This is a genomic window from Janthinobacterium sp. NFX145 (genome assembly GCF_049810325.1).
In the GTDB taxonomy this organism is placed as follows: domain Bacteria; phylum Pseudomonadota; class Gammaproteobacteria; order Burkholderiales; family Burkholderiaceae_D; genus Janthinobacterium; species Janthinobacterium rivuli.
The window spans coordinates 3,436,396-3,455,158 of record NZ_CP187360.1 but is presented as its reverse complement, the minus strand read 5'-3'; the positions used below and the strand labels follow the sequence as shown (position 1 = coordinate 3,455,158).

9 protein-coding genes are annotated in these 18,763 nt (G+C 65.0%); 5 read left to right on the top strand and 4 right to left on the bottom strand.

What is annotated here, in order from left to right:
- A complete protein-coding gene (locus tag ACPJXG_RS15410; protein ID WP_176390317.1) occupies positions 1-948 on the bottom strand; it encodes an ROK family protein in 948 nt (315 codons plus the stop codon).
- Positions 935-2,071 carry an SIS domain-containing protein gene (locus tag ACPJXG_RS15405; RefSeq protein WP_425251582.1) on the bottom strand — a complete coding sequence of 379 codons (1,137 nt, stop codon included), beginning with the start codon at positions 2,069-2,071 and terminating at the stop codon, positions 935-937. Before ACPJXG_RS15405 ends, ACPJXG_RS15410 begins: the two co-directional genes overlap by 14 nt.
- A gap of 344 nt (positions 2,072-2,415) precedes the next feature.
- On the opposite strand from ACPJXG_RS15405, the gene ACPJXG_RS15400 reads away from it, so the two are divergent.
- The 5 genes from ACPJXG_RS15400 (at position 2,416) to ACPJXG_RS15380 (ending at position 15,151) form a co-directional block, all read left to right on the top strand.
- The gene (locus ACPJXG_RS15400) at positions 2,416-5,766 is read left to right on the top strand and encodes a TIM-barrel domain-containing protein (protein WP_425251581.1); all 3,351 of its coding nucleotides are present in this window, start codon (positions 2,416-2,418) and stop codon (positions 5,764-5,766) included.
- A gap of 96 nt (positions 5,767-5,862) precedes the next feature.
- On the top strand, positions 5,863-8,808 hold the full coding sequence (locus ACPJXG_RS15395; protein WP_402721173.1) for a TonB-dependent receptor plug domain-containing protein: 2,946 nt from the start codon (positions 5,863-5,865) through the stop codon (positions 8,806-8,808).
- A gap of 502 nt (positions 8,809-9,310) precedes the next feature.
- Complete coding sequence (locus ACPJXG_RS15390; RefSeq protein WP_425251580.1) at positions 9,311-12,355, top strand: TonB-dependent receptor; 3,045 nt, start codon at positions 9,311-9,313, stop codon at positions 12,353-12,355.
- A gap of 66 nt (positions 12,356-12,421) precedes the next feature.
- Positions 12,422-13,813, top strand: coding sequence for a Gfo/Idh/MocA family protein (locus ACPJXG_RS15385; protein ID WP_425251579.1), 1,392 nt, complete (start codon positions 12,422-12,424; stop codon positions 13,811-13,813).
- Positions 13,814-13,918: 105 nt separating this feature from the next.
- The gene (locus ACPJXG_RS15380) at positions 13,919-15,151 is read left to right on the top strand and encodes a DUF3472 domain-containing protein (RefSeq protein WP_425251578.1); all 1,233 of its coding nucleotides are present in this window, start codon (positions 13,919-13,921) and stop codon (positions 15,149-15,151) included.
- An 11-nt stretch (positions 15,152-15,162) separates the two neighbouring features.
- Here the strand turns inward: ACPJXG_RS15380 and ACPJXG_RS15375 are convergent, their stop codons facing one another.
- Together ACPJXG_RS15375 and ACPJXG_RS15370 are read right to left on the bottom strand one after the other, a co-directional pair.
- Positions 15,163-16,944: an ABC transporter ATP-binding protein gene (locus tag ACPJXG_RS15375; RefSeq protein ID WP_425251577.1), complete on the bottom strand. Its 1,782-nt coding sequence runs from the start codon at positions 16,942-16,944 to the stop codon at positions 15,163-15,165.
- Entirely contained in the window at positions 16,941-18,755 is a 1,815-nt protein-coding gene (locus ACPJXG_RS15370; RefSeq protein WP_425251576.1) for an ABC transporter ATP-binding protein, read from the bottom strand. Before ACPJXG_RS15370 ends, ACPJXG_RS15375 begins: the two co-directional genes overlap by 4 nt.
- Positions 18,756-18,763 lie beyond the last annotated feature (8 nt).

The following is an 18,763-nucleotide window of genomic DNA, read 5'->3' as shown; positions in this document are numbered from 1 at the left end:
TTACGCCTTCGTATGTTGTCGGATCAAAAGGGCCGCGCCGCGCGCGCCGCCGGCATCGCCAAAGCGGGGCGGCAGTATCGGCGGCACGTGCACGCCGGGGAACAGATGGCGCTTCACGGCGGCCGGCAGCTTGTCGTACAGGTGCGGCAGCTTGGACAAGCCGCCGCCGAGCACGATGACGTGCGGGTCGTAGGCCAGCACCAGGCCGGCCAGCGCGTGGCCCAGCACGTCGAGGTGCACGGCCACCGTGCGCTGGGCCACGGCGTCACCCATGTTGGCGCGCGCCACGATCGCCAGAGGCTCTGCGCCGTCGCCGCCAAAGTGGGCGTGGATTTTGCGCATGGCGGGGCCGGAGACATAGCGCTCCAGGCAGCCCGCCTTGCCGCACGGACAGGGGTAATCGGCCAGGCCATGCTGCGCCATCAGGGTGGCGGGCAGGCTCCAGTGGCCCCATTCGCCGGCCACGCCGTTGAAACCGCGCAGCAGCTGGCCACCCACGCAATAGCCGCCGCCCGCGCCCGTGCCGAGGATGGCGCCGAACATGCTGGCGGCGTTGTCGGCCGCGCCGCCTTGCGCTTCCGACAGGGCGAAGCACTGGCAATCGTTGCCGATGGCGACAGGACGCTGCAAGGCCTGCTGCAGGGTTTGCGCCACCAGGCGGCCATTCAGGGCCGGCACGTTGGAACTGAGCTGTCGGCCGCTGGCGCTGTCGATCACGCCGGGCAAGCCGATGCCGACGGGGGCCGTCGTGCCCAGTGCCAGGTCGCCGCGCGCCACCAGGTCGACGATGGCTTGCACGAAAGCGGCAAAATCGTCGCCCGGCGTGGCCACCCGTTCGCGGAACACTTCTTCCAGCGCGCCATCGCGGTCGGCAAAGGCGACCAGCTCCATCTTGCTGCCGCCGATGTCGATGCCGTGGTAGCCGGCTGTGTGATTAGAATTGGTCATGGCCATAGATGGTGACGCCTTGCACGACACGGTTGACGATGCCGCCGGCGAATGGATTGTCGGGGCGCAGTTGCAGCAGTGCGGACTGGTGCAGCGCATATTGCTGCGCCATCAGCAGCCACAGCGGGGCCAGCCAGGCGTCGGGCCAGGCCGGCGCATCGGCAGATAAGTCACCGCCGATACCGACGGTCAGGCACGTCTGCGCCACGCTGTCGCGCTGCAGTTCTTTCAATAGGTCGTCTTCGTACTGGCGCGCCAGCGGCTTGCTGCTGCGCAGCAGGATCACCAGCGATTCCGTGGTGACGGCCGATTTCGGGCCGTGGCGGAAGCCCAGCGGCGTATTGGCCATCGCCATCACGCGGCCGCCCGTCAATTCCAGGATCTTTAATGCCGCTTCCTTGGCCAGCGCTTCCAGCGGGCCGCTGCCCAGGTAGACGACGCGCTGCACGGGTGTCGAACCGAGGTCCGCCACGGGCGCCGACCAGTCGCGCAAGGCTTGCTCGCCCAGCTGCGCCAGGGTGTCCAGGCGCGTCAAATCGACGTCCTTGCCCAGTACCGACAGGGCCGCCAGCAGCATGCTGCTAAAACTGCTGGTCATGGCGAAGCCGCGGTCGCAGCTGCCTTCCGGCATCAGCAGGTTATAGGTATTGCCGTCGTTGGCGCCCTGGCGCGCCAGCTTGCCGTCCGCGTTGCAGGTGATGTTCAGGAAGCGCGCGCCGGGCACGACCTGGCGCAGCAGTTCCACGGCCGCCAGGCTTTCCGGGCTGTCGCCGCTGCGGGCAAACGAGACGAGCAGGGTGGGCGCGTCCGCTTCCAGGTACAGCTCATGGTGCGTCAGCAAGGTTGTGGTGGCGATGGCGCGGATCTGCGCGGGCCAGGCCGCATTCAGGGTATCGACGACGATTTCACCCACGTAGGCCGAGCTGCCGGCGCCCGTCAGAATGACGCGTTGTTGTGGATTCGACAGCGCGTCGCCGAGGAAGGCGGCCAGTGCCGCTTGCTCCTTGCGCAAAATGCCGGCCAGCGCGCGCCAGATGGCCGGCTGGTGGGCGATTTCCTCGGCCGTGTGCAGGCCGCCGATGTCGCGCCAGGTTTGAATGTCACGCTGAAGAAGGGTAGTCATGAGAGCTCAGTAAAGTGTTTGTTGGAGAAAGCATAAATACTAAATTTCGAAAAGTCAAATACGAAAGCAAAACGAAAGTAAATAGTTTGCTGGCTTGCGAAATAATGTCGTTTTAAAGGTGGTGAAGCGTGCTGCGGTGCAGCGTAAAAGCCCGTGGCGGCGCGGCTTGTCGCTGAAATGCCACGATAACGAAAGTATGTTTTGTGACATTTTGGTGAAACGTAAGAAAAATGCGCCAATTATGGGCATTTTATTAATAAATTGCCGCTTTAACTTTCTTTTGATTGACGATATTTATTTTTCTTCTTAAAGTATTTCATCGAATCACTTCTGAAAGCCGATAGATGAAACCTCTCCCGCTTCCCCGCCGCGTCCTTGCCGCCTGTGTCCTCGCCGCCCTTGCCACCTTGTCTGCGCAAAGCTTGCAGGCCGCGCCTCTCGGCAACCTGGCCAGCGTGAGTGCCGTGCACGCGGCCGACGTGGCCAAGGGCGAGGCACTGGGCTGGGATCTGCGCAGCGACACGGGCATGCAGCTGCGTATCAGCCTGCCGCAGGTGGACGTGCTGCGCATCCAGGCGGGCGGAAAAGGGGGCTTGACGGGGCCAGGCGACAAGGCCGCGCCCATCGTCGTGGGCCAGTCGGCCGCGCAGGTGGCGTACCAGATCCATGAACAGCCTGACCATATCCTGATCACTACCGAAGCCCTGAGCCTGCGCATCGACCGCAAACCGTTGCGCTTTACCCTGCTGCGCAAGGGCGATGCGGCGCCCCTGTGGCGCGAGGTGCAGCCGCTGTCGCTCGACGACAAGCAGGGCGTGCAGGTGCTATCGAGCCTGCCGGGCGAGCGTTACTTTGGCGGCGGCCAGCAAAATGGCCGCTTCGAATTCAAGGGCAAGCAGGTGCCCGTGTCGTATTCGGGCGGCTGGGAAGAGGGCGACCGGCCGAATCCCGCGCCATTCCTCATGAGTTCACGCGGATGGGGCATGCTGCGCAATACCTGGTCCGACGGGAACTACGACTTGCGCGACAAGGAGCAGATCTCGCTGCAGCACGCGGAAGGGCGCTTCGATGCGTATTTCTTCGTCGGCAAGGACTTGCGCGACGTCGTCGCCCGCTACACGGACTTGACGGGCCGCGCGCGCATGCTGCCCCGCTGGGCGCTGGAATACGGCGACGCCGATTGCTACAACGATGGCGACAACGTGAAAAAGCCCGGTTCCGTGCCCAAGGGCTGGAGCGACGGCCCAAGCGGCAAGACGCCGGACGTGGTGGAAACGGTGGCGCGCCAGTACCGCGAACACGACATGCCGGGCGGCTGGATATTGCCCAACGACGGCTATGGCTGCGGCTACACGAATTTGCCGGAAACCGTGAAGGGACTGGCCGGCTATGGTTTTCGCACGGGATTGTGGACGGAAAACGGCGTCGACAAGATCGCCTGGGAAGTGGGCCAGGCGGGCAGCCGCGTGCAAAAGCTGGACGTGGCGTGGACGGGCAAGGGCTACCAGTTCGCCATGGATGCGAACAAGTCGGCCTATGACGGCATCCTGAACAACTCCGACAGCCGGCCCTTCCTGTGGACGGTGATGGGCTGGGCCGGCATCCAGCGCTACGCCGTGGCGTGGACGGGCGACCAGAGCGCCAGCTGGGACTACATCCGCTGGCACATCCCGACCCTGATCGGCTCGGGACTGTCCGGCCAGGCGTATGCATCGGGCGACGTGGACGCCATCTTCGGCGGCAGCCCGGAAACCTATCTGCGCGACTTGCAGTGGAAAAGTTTTACGCCCGTCCTGATGGGCATGTCCGGCTGGGCCGCGGCCGAGCGCAAGCATCCGTGGTGGTTTGATGAGCCGTACCGCGACATCAACCGCCGCTATCTGAAGCTCAAGATGCGCCTCACCCCCTATATGTATACCCTCGTGCGCAAAGCGGAGCAATCGGGTGCGCCGCTGGTGCGCGGCCTGATGTGGGATTACCCGCAAGACCCGGCCGCCTACACGGAAGCCTATAAATACCAATTCCTGCTGGGTCGCGACTTGCTGGTGGCGCCCGTCTACCGCAGCCAGGCCGTCAGCGGCGGCTGGCGCAAGGGCATCCACCTGCCGCAGGGTACGTGGTACGACTACTGGGATGGCCGCCAGGCCACGGCGGACGCCAAGGGGCGCGACCTGGACATGCAGGTGACGCTCGATAAACTGCCCGTGTTCGTGCGCGCCGGCGCCATCCTGCCCATGTATCCGGAAATGCTGTATGACGGCCAGAAGCCGAAGGATCAGCTGACCCTCGATATCTACCCGCACGGCGATTCCGACTACACGCTGTATGAAGACGACGGCAGCACGCGCCAGTACCAGGGCGGCGCCTTCAGCCAGCAAGTCATCCGCATGCGCCAGACGGGCGCCGACGTGCAGGTCGATATCGGCGCCGTCGATGGCCAGTACCAGGGCCAGGAAGCGCGCCGCGGCTATGCGCTGCGCATGCTGGCGGGCCAGGCTCCGGCCACCGTGCGGGCTGGCGAACGGCTGATCACGGCAGCGGGCGACCGCGCCGCCTACGACAAGGCGGTCGAAGGCTGGTATTTCGACGTAGCCGACCGGCAAGGCACCTTGCACGTGAAAGTGGCGGCGCAGGATATCCGCCAGCCTTTAGCTTTGCAGGTCGCCGGCGCGCTGGCCGTGGCGAGAGTCGACGCCGATTTCCCGGCCGCCCCCGTGCCGGGCCGCGCCTTGCCGGCCGACGCCATGCAGGTGGTGGCGCGTCCTGCCGAAGAAAACGGCTATCCGCTGGAAAACGCCTTCGATGGCAAGCCGGAGACGTGGTTCCGCACCGTGCGCAGTCCGTCCGTGAAAAGCGGGCCGCACGAATGGGTGATCGGCTTCACGGAGCGCCGGCTGATCGATGGCATCGAACTGGCGCCGCGCAACGACCAGCACTGGAAGCATGGCCAGGTGCGCGACTATGAAATCTACATCGGCGACAACAACGGCGAATGGGGCGCGGCACTTGCGCGCGGCACCCTCAAACTGCAGGAAGGCAGGCAGACGATCAACTTCCCCGCCACGGCCGGGCGCTTGCTGCGCTTCCGCGTCATGAGCACGCAAAATCCGGAAGGCGATGGCGCCGCGTCCACCGACCCGATGGTGACGGCGGCACAAGCGGGTCCGGTGGCGCGTGCGTTTGACGCGGCGCTGGCCACCGACGTGGCGCCCGTCACCCTGTCGGCATTCCGCGTGCTCGAACACAGAGTGGCCGAAGGCGAGGAGGTGCAGCACTATCTGTCGGACCTGGTGCTGCCGAAGAATATCGGACGCGACCGGCCGGCCGGCAAGGCGGCCGACATGCGCATGAACGGGCTGTGGTTCCGCAAGGGCCTCGGCGTGGGACCGGCCAGCCGCATCGACTTGCAGCTGGCCGGCAACTGGAATCTGCTGCGCGCCGACCTGGGCGTGGACGATAGCTGCCGCGGCGCGGGCGGCTTGCAATTCCAGGTCTGGAGCGGTGAGCGGCTGCTGTATGACAGCGGCCTGGTCATGGCTCCCGGGGTGGTCAAACCCGAAATCGACGTGCGCGGCCTGAGCCAGCTCAGTTTGCGCACCCTGGGCGCGCGCGGCGCCCACCCGGCCCAGGTGTGCGGTAACTGGGCCAACGCCGTGCTGACCGGCATGGAAGGCGCGACCGTCAAGCCGCGCTAGACACTCAATCATGCATTAAAAAAGAGCCCCTCTTCGGACCGGGGAGGGGCTCTTGCAGCCTTGCGAAAACAAATCACTTATAAAAGGGAGTTGAGAATGCACTTGAAAAAACTGATGGCCGCCATGGTGGCGGTAGGGTTGGCCTCGACGGCGCTGGCAGCGGAGGAGGAGAAACTGCAGCGTGTGGAAGTGACGGGTTCCAGCCTGAAGCGCATCAACGCGGAGACGGCGTCGCCGGTGCAGGTGATCAACGCCAAGCAGATCGAAAACATGGGCGCGCTCACTCTGCTGCAAGTGCTCGACAACCTGCCTGCCGCCCGCCCGGCGCAGCAGGATTTCCGCTCGATGTTCACGGGGTCCGATGGCGGTTCGCAAGCGAACTTGCGCGGCCTCGGCGCGCAGGGCACGCTGGTGCTCTTGAATGGCCGCCGCCTGTCGTTCTATGGCGCGCCGGCCGGCTTCCAGACCATGTTCGTCAATATCGACGCCATTCCCGCCGCCGCCATCGAGCGCATGGAAATTTTGACGGATGGCGCGTCGGCCGTGTATGGCTCCGACGCCGTCGCCGGCGTCATCAACGTGATCACCAAGAAGTCGTACCAGGGCCTGGAAGCGCGCGCCAATGGCGAGTTTTCACCGAGCGTGAAATCCTATGGCGAACGCCAGGCCAGCGTGCTGTATGGCCTGGGCGACCTGGCCAGCGACGGCTACAACATCTATGGTTCCGTGAACGTCTACCAGCGCGACCGCATTGCGCTGGCCGATACCTGGCGCAAGCGTCCTTCGTATTTTTATGCGAACAATCCCAATTTCATCCCGAACATGCGCGTGGGCGTCGGCAGCGAACCGGGCACGGTGAATCCCGGAACCTTCTTTGTCTTCGACAAGGCCAACAACAATGCGCGCACCCAGCGCGCCGTCAATGGCTGCAACAACAGCATCACCGAAGCGTCGGGCACGCGCTGCGTGTGGAATGCGCTGCCCAACCAGCTCGATACGGGACCCACCTCGGAGCGGGCCACGGCTTACCTGAGCGGCAGGCTGAAACTGGGCGGCGACATGGAAGCGTTCGCGGAAGGCGCTTTCACCCACATCAAGATGCGCGGCGAAAATGGCCCGTCCAGCTTCAACAGCGGCAGCACGAACAACTGGTTCGCGCGCAATACGGGCAATACCCTGAACACCTTCGCCACGCCTTTCCTGAGCCCGAACAACGTCTACCTGAAAGGCAAGCTCGATGCCGACATGGTAGCCAGGATGGGCGGCGCGGCCGGCTTGAACTACCTGCTGCAGGATGCACAAGGCCACTTCGGCCAGAAGAACGTCGATGAAAACTACCGCGCGCTCGTCGGCCTGCGCGGCAGCATCGGCGGTGGCTGGGATTTTGAAACGGCGCTCAGCGTGGCGGGCAGCCACTCGACCCTGTTCCAGACGGCGAACATCAACATCTTGGGCTTCGAGCAGGCGTTCGGGCCGTTCACGAAAGACCCCGTCAGCGGCCGCACGTATATCTCCGACAATCCCGCCTACAAATTCGGCGAAATCAGCGAGGCGAATGCGGCGCTGGTACGCAGCGCCTATCCGACCTTCGCCATCGAATCGTGGACCAAGCTGATGACGTGGGATGCGAAAGTGGAAGGCACCCTGTTCAAGCTGGGCGAGCGCGAAGTGCGCGCCGCCGTCGGCACCAACGTGATGCGCGAGAGTTTTCTCACGCCCGGCAACGCGGATGCGGCCAATGGCCTGATCACGCAGCAGGGCGGTTCCTGGTTCGATGGCCGGCGTACCATTGCCGCCGTGTTTGGCGAAGTGGTGGTGCCGCTTAGCGACACGCTGGAAGTCAACGCGGCCGCACGCCTGGACAAATACCCGCATTTCGCCGCCAACCTGGCGCCCAAGCTGGGCGTGATCTGGCGCGCGCGGCCCGACCTGATGCTGCGCGGGACGTATTCGGAAGGCTTCCGCGCGCCCAACCTGGCCGAATCGGGCACGGGCGGCGTCTTTGCGCAGGTGGGCGGCATCCGTGACACGGTGCGCTGCGATGAAACGAACGCCATGGCGCGCGCGCTGATGAAGTCAAAAATAGCGACGGATGCTGACCTGGGCAAGAGCCTGCTCAATTCGAACTGCTCCACGACGGTGGGCGGCCTGACGCCGCCGAACCAGAACCTGCGTCCGGAAAAGGCGAAGATATCGACCGTGGGCCTGGTGCTGCAGCCGGCCAAGGACGTGAGCATCTCCATCGATTACTGGTTCATCAACCGCCGCGACGAAATCGTGCGCCAGGACTTCAACGAGCTGTTTACGGAACTGGTGGACAAGTACGGCCCGACCCTGGCCGGCACATCGAGCGCCATCCGCAACGACTTGACGGATACGGACCGGGGCAACGTGGCGGCGGTGGCGGCCATGTGCGCCAATCCCGCCAACGCGGGCGTGTGCGCGGGCGGCGTGCCTGGCTACTCGGTGGGCAACCTGGGCGGCTTGATCAACTCGTATTCGAACCGCGGCCGCACCCTGATGGACGGCGTGGACATCGATGCCCGCACGCGCTTCGCGCTCGGCGACTGGGGCAAGCTGAGTACCGGCATCGCGGCCACCATCCGCAAGCGCGACACCCACGACAGCGAAGACGGCAGCGACATCAAGGGCAACACCGTCGGCTACTACGATTCGCCGCGCTACCGCGCCACCGTGAATGCCGACTGGAGCTACCGTAACTTCGTCAGCAGCGTCTTCGTCAACTACTCGGGCAAGACGCGCTGGGCCTACGGTCCCTGGGACAAGGACAACACGCCGGAAAACTGCACCGCCGCCTCGGTGGCGCTGCCGGCCGGCCAGTGCAAGGGCGCGCCGTCGTACACGACGGTCAACCTGGCCTTCAGCTGGAAGCCGATGAAGAACCTGGACGTGGGCCTGAACGTGAAAAACGCGTTCAACAAGCAGCCCTACTACGACCCGAACGGCTGGGAAGGCTACAACCATAGCCAGGACCTGTTCGGCCGCCAGTTCGCCCTGTCAGCCAGCTACAAGTTCTTTTAACACGTGACGCGGCCCCGGTCCGCCAGCCAGCATGGTGGCGGGCCGGGGTATTGCCACGAAAAGAAAAGACAATATTCTTAAATGTGCAATACGAAAGATAAACGTAAGTGAAAGGCGATTGCCCTGGCTGCTTTCGCGTTGATATCCCCAGATTTTGGCGCCGGTTCTGTGCTCATGGCCATCTCCGTACCTACGTGTGTATCCGTCACACCACGATAACGAAAGTTATATGACGCATGGCTGGTTTAATCGAAAGATAAAACGCCCAAATTTACTGAATTTAGCGATAAATTTGCGTTATAACTTTCTTTTTGTTGACGATACTTATTTTTCTTTTTAAAGTAATCCCAAGAAAACGAAAATCAGCCGATACGGACTGATTTCCCGGAAGGCGCAATTGCCTGGCTGCGCCGGCCGACGACCACCATAAAAATTGCATCCCCCGGCTCCGCCCTGGAGCGGGGAGGGCGCGCATAACCCTCGATATAGACGGAGACACAGCATGCATACCACCCGACTCAAATTGCGCGACATCAGCCGCGCCGCCGCGATCGTGATCGCCCTGGCGGCCGGCGTGCCAGGCCAGGCCTGGGCACAGTCGAACGCCACCAGCACCATTTTCGGTGAAGTAAGCGCGCCGGCCGGCGCCACCGTGGTGCTGGAAAACCTGGCGACGGGCGTGCAGCGCAGCCTGACGCCCGATACGTCGGGCCGCTATGTGGCCAACTCCATGCCGCCAGGGCGCTATGCGGTGCGCGTGCTGCGTGCCGGTTCGGTGGAAGCATCGCAGGAAGTCGAAGCGCTGATCGGCGCCGGCGCGGAAGCGAACTTCGGCCCGGCCAGCGCGGCAGGCGCCGTGGGCCAGGAGCAGACCGTCGTGGTGAAGGCGTCGCGCAATCCGATCGACGTATCGAACACGAACAATGGCGTGATCTTCACGGCCAAGGAATTGAAAGCGCTGCCAGTCGGCAATGACGTCGCTTCCATCGTGCAGCTGACGCCGGGCGTGGCCCGTGGCACCAACAGCGTGTATGGCAATGCGCCATCGATCGGCGGCTCGGGCCAGTCGGAGAACGCGTTCTATGTCAACGGTTTCCCGATCACGAATCTCCTGACCCAGGTGGGTGCGTCGGAGCTGCCGTTTGGCGCGATCTCGAACCTGCAGGTGCTGTCGGGCGGTTACGGCTCGGAATTTGGCCGTTCCACGGGCGGCGTGATCAACATCACGACCAAGAGCGGCGGCAACAATGTCGAATTCGGCGGCAAGGTCTCCATCATTCCCCGTTCGCTGAAGGGCACAACGGAAAACCGGCATTACCCGAACACGGGCGCCAATCCGGACACGGATGGCACCTTGAAGTACTGGAACCGCGATAACGGCAGCACCAGCAAGGTCGTCGGCTTGTATGGCAGCGGGCCGCTGATCAAGAACAAGCTGTTCGCCTTCGTGGCGCTGGAACAGACGCGCACGGACGGCGGCGCCGTCGCCGGTGCGCGCGACGACTCGGACAAGGTGTTGCCGAACGGCTGGCGCGAGAGCAAGAGCAAGGTTGACCGCATGATGGCCAAGCTCGATTACAACCTGACGGACGACCATCACTTTGAATATACCAAGCTGTATGACCGCACGACAACGGATAGCCAGAGCTATGGCTTCGACTATGCCACCTTGAAACGCAACAACGTCCGTGGCGGCGGGAGCGAGACCACCATCAACTGCTGCGGCTCGTCGGCCGCGCCGGGCGCGAATGTCGACATCTTCAAGTATACGGGCTACCTGACGGACAATCTGACGGTGACGGCCATGATGGGGCAGTCGCGGACCAGCCATCGCCGCACGCCCGAGGGCTATGACCCCAGCCTGGCGCAAACCAGGTCCATCCAGTCGACGCAAGTGCCAGGCCTGGTCTACGTGAATCCGCAAACAGTGACCGGTACTCTGGTTGACCCTTCCTCGGAAGACCGCCAGAAGGCCAAGCGCCTGGACCTGGAATACAAGCTGGGCAAGCATTCGCTGCGCGGCGGCATCGACCGCATCGACGTGGAATCGCAAGTGGGCCTGAGCCTGGCCGGCGGCTACCGCTGGAACTACCTGCGGGCCACCGATCCGAATCTGCCGATCAACGGCGCCTTTGAAACGCCGGCCCAGGGCCAGGGCTACGGCAAGGATGGCTATTACGTCAGCAAGGACCTGAACGCCAACCTGGCGCGTCCGACCAGCGTGCAATCGGCGCAGTACATCCAGGATCATTACCAGGTCACGGAACGGGTGCTGCTGGACCTGGGCCTGCGCCGCGAGCAGTTCACCAACTACAGCACCGATGGCGTGGCTTTTATCTCGCAGCGCAACATGATCGCCCCGCGCGTGGGCGCCACCTGGGATTACCTGGGCGACGGCACCCTGAAATTCTTCGCCAACGGCGGCCGTTATCACTTGCCGGTGCCGTCTAACCTGTCGAGCAATATGGCCAGCCCCTTCCTGGCCACCAGCGAGATGTACACCTATACGGGCGTCGATCCCGTGACGGGCGCGCCGACGGGCCTGCACGCCATCAGCAAGCCGTATTCGGCCAACAACGCGTATGGCCAGAGCCGCGATGCGCGCGAAGTGACGGCCGTCGGCCTGAAGCCGCTGTCGCAGGATGAATTCTCGCTCGGCTTCGAACGCGCCCTGAGCAAGAAGCTGGTGGTGGGCGCCAGCTTCCTGTACCGCAAGCTGAACGACACCAACGACGACACCTGCGACGCGCGTCCGTTGCAAGCCTGGGCCACGCGCAACGGCGTCGACACGGGCAACTGGAGCGGCTTCCAGTGCGCCATCATCAACCCGGGCCGCGACAACAGCCTGATGGTGGACTTTGACGATGGCAAGGGCTTGCGCCGCGTGGATATTTCTGCCGCGGAGTGGGGCAATCCGAAACCGGCACGCACCTACCGCGCCCTGAACCTGTTCGTCGAGCACCCGTACACGAACGGCTGGTACGGCAAGCTGACTTACACCTTGTCCGGCTTGAAGGGCAATATGGAAGGCCAGACGGACAGCATCGGCGGCGGCGACGTGGGCCTGACGGTCAGCGACGACCACAAGGAACTGATGTACAACGCGTATGGCTATCTGCCGGGCGACCACCGCCACGCCTTCAAGGCCTACGGCTTCATGCAGGTCATCCCGGACGTGATGGTGGGCGCCAACCTGTCGCTGACCTCGGGTGCGCCGCGCAACTGCATCGGCGCGCTGCCCGACAACCTGAGGTTCGAGGACGATTACGGTGATTCCTACTTCTATTGCAATGGCAAGCCGGCGCCTCGCGGCAGCCAGGGCCGCCTGCCGTGGCAAGCCCAGCTGGACATGAATGTGGCCTATACTCCCAGCGCCGTCAAGGGCCTGAGCCTGAAAGTGGACGTCTTCAATGTGTTCAACAGCCAGACCGTGACACGCTACAGTGAAACGCGCGAAGACCATGGCGCCATCTCCCGCAATTACCTGCAGGTTGATGGACGCACGGCGCCGCGTTCCGTGCGCTTCACGGCTGAATACACCTATTAAACTGCAGCCGGTCTGCCATGCGGCGGGCCGGCGACGATCATTACCAACGGAAGCGAGAAGAGACCAATGACGACACAAATCAATCGACGCAATTTCCTGTCCGCCAGCGCCGCGCTGGCCGGTGGCGCCATGGCCGGTAGCGCACTGCTGCCCGGCGACGCCAGCGCCGCCCCTGCGGCCGGCCGCGACAAGGTCCGCCTGGGCCTGATCGGCACGGGCATGCGCGGCCAGGTGCTGCTGGCCGAACTGGTGCGCCGCGACGACGTGGAAGTCGTTGCCCTGTGCGATATCGAGCCGATCATGCTGAAACACGCGCTGGGCCAGGTGGCCAAGGCCGGCAAGCCCCGTCCGCGCACGTATGGCGAAGACCGCGACCAGAAAGCCTACAAGCGCATGCTGGACGCGGGCGGCCTCGATGGCGTGATCATCGCCACGCCGTGGGAATTCCACGCGCCGATGGCGATCGCCGCCATGCAGGCAAAGATACCCGTCGGTTGCGAAGTGGTGGCCGGCATCACCCTGCAAGACCACTGGGATGTCCTCAATACCCAGCTGAAGACGGGCACGCCCTACATGTTGCTGGAAAATGTATGCTACCGCCGCGACGTGATGGCTGCGCTGCAGATGGTGCGGGCGGGCCTGTTCGGCGAACTGCTGCACCTGCAGGGCGGCTACCAGCACGACCTGCGCGCCGTCAAATTCAACAGCGGCAATCCGGCCAAGCCGTATGGCGGCGGCGTGGAATTCGGCGAAAAGGGCTGGTCGGAAGCCCATTGGCGCACGCAGCACTCGGTCGAGCGCAATGGCGAGCTGTATCCAAGCCACGGCATCGGCCCCTGCGCCATGTACACCAACATCAACCGCGGCAACCGTTTTACGCGCATCAACGCCTTCGCCACCAAGGCGCGCGGCTTGCACGACTACATCGTCAAGCAGCCGGGCGGCGCGCAGCATGCGAACGCCAAGGTGAAATTCAAACTGGGCGACGTGGTCACCACCACGCTGGCGTGCGAGAACGGCGAAACCATCATCCTGCAGCACGATACGAGCCTGCCGCGCCCTTATTCGCTGGGCTTCCGCGTGCAAGGCACGGATGGCCTGTGGATGGACTTGAACAATTCGATTCACATCGAAGGCGTCAGCAAGCCGCACCAGTGGGACGACTTCAAGGTCTACCAGGACAAGTATGAGCATCCGGTCTGGCGCAAGTACGCGGCGCAAGCGGAAGGCGCGGGCCACGGCGGCATGGACTTCTTCGTCATCCACGCCTTTGTCGAAGCCCTGAAGGCCAACGCCCCGATGCCGATCGATATCTACGATGCCGTGACGTGGAGCGCCATCACGCCGCTGTCCGAGCAATCGATTGCCGCCAACTTCCAGACCCTGGACTTCCCGGACTTCACGGGCGGGCAGTGGAAATCGCGCAAGCCGATCTTCGCCCTCGACGGCAAGTACTAAGGCTTGACGACCCGCTACCGCGCCTGCCGCCGTAGCGGGTTTTTTCCATCCCAGGAGACGTTGATGAAACACACAAATTCATTGCTCTGCGCAGTCCTTTCCGCCATGCCCTTACTTGCCGCTTGCGTGGCCGCCAGCGTGGCCGCGCCCGCGGCGCACGCGACGCCCGCCAGCGTGGAACTGGCTGGCAATGCCTTTATCACCAGCGGGCAGGAGGGCGCCGTCATCGGCGAGCATGGCCTGGCCGGCTGGAGCAATCCGGCTGCCGTCGCCAGCACGTATTTCCGCGTGGCCGAAGCAGGTCCCGTCCAGGTGGCGCTCGACGCCAGTCTGGCCGATGGCGGCAACAGCACCATCCGCGTGAAGATCAATGGCGTGCCGTTCGACGTCAAGCTGGCCGGCAAGGCCCGCAAGACCTATGCCGTGGGCACGGTGAACGTGCCGGCGGCCGGTTATGTGAGGGTGGACTTGCAGGGGCTGTCGCGCGCAAAGGCCTCGTTTGGCGAGGTCACGGCGCTGAAGGTGACGGCAGGTGCCACGCTGAACTATGCCAGCGATCCTGCCAATTACTACTGGTCGCGACGCGGGCCGTCCGTGCACATGGGCTATACGGTGCCGGCCAATACCGAGTATTTTTATAACGAGATGACGATACCCGTCGGCCAGGACGCCATCGGTTCCTACTTCATGGCCAACGGCTTCGGCCAGGGTTACATGGGCATCCAGGTGAAATCACCGAGCGAGCGCTGGATATTGTTTTCCGTGTGGGACGCCGACAATGGCGCCAAGACCACCCTGGTCAGCAAGGGCGAGGGCGTCATCGACAATGCCTTCGGCGGCGAGGGCACGGGCGGGCAGACCTATCTGTCGTACAACTGGGCGGCCGGCACCACGTACCGCTTCATCACGCGCGCGCGGCCCGACGGCAAGGGCGGCAGCGATTATTCGGCTTGGTTCTTCGCGCCGGAAACGGGCCAGTGGCGCTACATCGCCACCTGGAAGCGGCCGGCGATTTCCACCTATCTGACGCGCGTGCATTCCTTCCTCGAGAACTTCATCGACACCCTGGGCTACACGCAGCGCCGCGTCCAGTTCGGCAACCAATGGGCCAGGAACGTTTCCGGTACATGGTCCGAAGTGACGGCGGGAAGGTTCACCGGTGACGCCACGGCCACGAATGCGCAGCGCATGGATTATGCGGGCGGGCTGGAAAACGGCAGGTTCTATCTGCATAACGGCGGCTTCTTCGCTGATGTCGTGAAAACCGGCCAGAACTTCACGCGCCCGGCCACGGGCCAGGCACCGGCCGTCGATGTGGCGACCTTGCCGATGCAATAGGGCCGTTTGTGCTAGGCGGAAGCTGGCGGCCCCGCCAGCCGCCAGGACTTCACGGCTTGCTGCGCCTGCCACATGGCGTGGTATTTGCCATGGCGCGCCAGCAGCTCGCCATGCGTGCCCTGTTCCGCCAGCTGGCCGTCGGCGATGACGAGGATCTGCGCGGCGCCGGCGATGGTCGACAGGCGGTGCGCAATGACGATCACGGTCTTGTCGCGCACCAGTGCGTCGATGGCGCGCTGCACCGCCACTTCGCTTTCCGTGTCCAGGGCTGCCGTCGGCTCGTCGAGGATGACGATGGGCGCATCCTTGAGCAGGGCGCGGGCGATCGACAGGCGCTGGCGCTCGCCGCCCGACAGGCGCGCGCCGTTGTCGCCCAGGGGAGTGTGCCAGCCTTGCGGCAGCCGTTCGATGAAATCAATGCACTGCGCCTTGCCGGCCGCCGCGCGCACCTCGTCGTCGCTGGCCTCGGGGCGCGCCATGCGGATGTTCGCCAGCACGCTGTCGTCGAACAGATATACCTCCTGGAAGACCACACCCACCAGGCGGTCCAGCGCTTCCGTTCCCAGGTGGCGCAGGTCGGCGCCGCCGATGGCGATGCGGCCCTGCTGCGGGTCGGCGTGGCGCAGCAGCAGGCGCGCCACGGTGGTCTTGCCGGAGCCGGACGGTCCCACCAGCGCCGTCATGCTGTTCGGCGCCAGGCGCGCGCCGAAGCCGCGCAAGGCTGGCTGCCCCGCATCGGCATAGGCGAAGGTCACGCCTTCGAACGTCACCGCGTGGCCGACGGGCGCCTGCGCGGGCTGCAATTGCGGCAGCGGCGGCACGGCCAGCAGCGCCTCGATGCGTTCCAGCGCCGCCTCGATCAGCTCGAAAATGGCCGTATAGCTGACGAAGGTGGCCAGCGGTTCCGCGAAGCGCACCACCACCACCAGCACGGCGGCCAGCATGCCCAGGTCCAGGCTGCCTTGCACCACCCAGGCGACGCCGGCCGCCACCACCAGCAGCAAGCCCAGTTCGACCACGCTGGCGACCACCACATTCGGCTTGGTGCCTTTTTTTTGCGCCATGGTCTGCAGTTGTTGCAGCCGCAGCAGGCTCGCTTGCAGGGTTGTCGCCCGCGCGCCCACGCTGCGGGCGCTGCGCAGCACGGGCAGTCCCTGCGTGTATTCGACGATATCGGCTGCGCTGCGCTGGTGCGCGGCGGCCAGCGCGCGCATGCCGCGGCCATAGGCGGGACGGCGCCAGCGGTACAGGGGCACGATGGCGGGGAAGACCAGCAGGAGCAGCAAGCCCAGGCGCCAGTCGAACGCCAGCGCGGCCAGCGCCGTCACCAGCGGCGTGACCAGGGCCAGCAGGATGATATTGATGATGCTCAGCGCATAGTTGAAATGCTCATCCACGTTGCCCAGCAAGGTGGCGTTGATTTCGCCGGCGCGCCGCGTGCGCAGCAGTTCCAGCGGCATGCGCCGCAGCTGTGCGCCCAGGCGCGTGCGCAGCGCATGCGTGGTGGCGGCCATCTTGCCGTCATAGTCGAAGCCCTGGGCGCGCCAGCGCAGCACGCTGGAGACCAGCATCAGCGCCGTCATGGCGCCGAGCCAGGCCGTGGCGGTGCGCGGCGCGGGCGCCGTCAGCATGGCGCGGAAAAATGGAAACAGGCAGGCCAGGGCCAGGCCTTGCACGGCGGCGGCCAGCGCCAGGCCGTGCAGGGCGCGCCGCAGCTGCGGCGCCAGCGGACCGGCGCTGCGCAGCAGCTGGCGGTAGGTGTCGCGCCATGGGGTGACGGCAGGTGTGCTCAAAACAGGGACTCCTGAAGTGGGGTGGCGGGGCCGGGCGGCTGCAGGGGCGCATGCGCGTGCAGTGCCCATCGCTGCGCCTGTTCATGGCTGGCCCACAGGCGCGCATACACGCCGCCCTCGGCCAGCAGGCCGGCATGGCGGCCCGTCTGCACCAGTTGGCCCCGTTCGAAGACGAGGATTTGCTGTGCATCGCAAATGGTCGACAGGCGATGCGCCACCATCAGCACGGTCTTGCCGCGCATCAGGGCCGACAGCGCGGCCACCAGCGCCGCCTCGTTTTCCGGGTCGGCAAAGGCGGTTGCTTCGTCGAGCACGAGGATGGGCCGGTCTTGCAGGATGGCGCGCGCGATGGTGATGCGCTGGCGCTGGCCGCCCGACAGGAACAAGCCCTGTTCCCCCGCCTGTGTTTCGTAGCCCTGCGGCAGGGCCATGATGAAGTCGTGCGCCTGCGCCGCCCGCGCGGCAGCCTGCACGTCCTGCAGGCTGGCTGCGGGCAAACCGAGGCGGATATTATTGGCGATGCTGTCGGCAAACAGGAAAGTATCCTGGAATACCATGCCCACATGACTCATCAGGGTATCGGCATCCATGGCGCGCACGTCGACGCCGCCGACCAGGATGCGTCCCGCGCCGGCGTCCCAGAAGCGCCCGATCAGGCGCGCCACCGTGCTCTTGCCTGCGCCCGACGGACCCACCAGCGCCGTGATGCTGCCGGCCGGGGCGTGGAAACTGATGTTGCGCAAGGCCGGCTCGTCCCCGCTTGCATAGCTGAAATCGACGTTCTCGAAGACCACGCTGGCGTCGGCGGGCCTCTGGCTGTGCACTGGCATGGGCAGGGCGGGCAGGCGCAGCAGCTGCACGATGCGGGCGATGCTGAGCCGCGATTTCTCCACCATGTGATTTAGCAGCATCAGCGGCAGCATGGCTTCGGCCATGCCCGTGCCCAGCAGCAGCACCGCCAGCCAGGCGCCGAAGGACAGGCTGTCGTGCCAACTCAGCCAGGCGCCCAGCCACAGCAGCAGCGCCAGGGTCGGCATGGGATTGAGCACGGCCATCGAGAAGCGCGCGCTGAACCCCGCGCCGCGGTACCAGCGCGTCAGCACTTCCAGGTAGGTATCGAGCGCCGCCTGGTAGCGGCCAAAGCTGCTGCGGCCCGTGTCGAAGCTGCGCACGACGGGCATGGCCTGCACGAATTCGATCACGGCGGCGCTGACCCGCTCGCGCGCCGCATTGTACTGGCGCGTCATGTCGCCGTGGCCGCGCATGGCCAGCGACAGCACGCCGAAGCCGCCCAGCAGCACGGCGCCGGCGGCCAGTGCCAGGCGCCAGTCCAGCCACAGCAGCACGATGCAGGTCAGCGGGGGCAGGGCATAGGCACGCGCAAACAGGGGCGTGCTGTCGGCAATAAAAATATGCAGTTCCTTGACGTCGTCCTGCAGCACCTTGGCCAGCGCGCCCGCGCCCAGTTGCTGCACCTGGCCCAGCGGCACGCGCGCCAGGTGTGCGCTCAGTTCCGTGCGCAGCACGGTTTCCAGGCGAAACGCGGCGAAGTGCGATTGCTGGAACGCCGTCAGGCGCAGCACGTACGCGGCTACCGTGCAGGCGGCCGCGCCCAGCATGAGGCGCCATGGCCAGGCGTGCGGCGCGCGCAGCAGGCTGTCGGCCAGCCACGCCAGTTGCGCCAGGGCCGCCATGCCCAGCACGGCGCCGCAGGCCGACAGCAGCATGGCCAGCCGCACCTGCCCCCGCACGGGGCGCATGATGGCCCAGGGCGTATCGCCGCCCGTCTTGTTGTTGCCATGGTCAGGCATGCGCGCTC

Coding starts and splice junctions, on each gene's coding strand:
- ACPJXG_RS15410 (WP_176390317.1), bottom strand. CDS start 948: ATGACCAATTCTAATCACACAGCCGGCTACCACGGCATCGACATCGGC.
- ACPJXG_RS15405 (WP_425251582.1), bottom strand. CDS start 2,071: ATGACTACCCTTCTTCAGCGTGACATTCAAACCTGGCGCGACATCGGC.
- ACPJXG_RS15400 (WP_425251581.1), top strand. CDS start 2,416: ATGAAACCTCTCCCGCTTCCCCGCCGCGTCCTTGCCGCCTGTGTCCTC.
- ACPJXG_RS15395 (WP_402721173.1), top strand. CDS start 5,863: ATGCACTTGAAAAAACTGATGGCCGCCATGGTGGCGGTAGGGTTGGCC.
- ACPJXG_RS15390 (WP_425251580.1), top strand. CDS start 9,311: ATGCATACCACCCGACTCAAATTGCGCGACATCAGCCGCGCCGCCGCG.
- ACPJXG_RS15385 (WP_425251579.1), top strand. CDS start 12,422: ATGACGACACAAATCAATCGACGCAATTTCCTGTCCGCCAGCGCCGCG.
- ACPJXG_RS15380 (WP_425251578.1), top strand. CDS start 13,919: ATGCCCTTACTTGCCGCTTGCGTGGCCGCCAGCGTGGCCGCGCCCGCG.
- ACPJXG_RS15370 (WP_425251576.1), bottom strand. CDS start 18,755: ATGCCTGACCATGGCAACAACAAGACGGGCGGCGATACGCCCTGGGCC.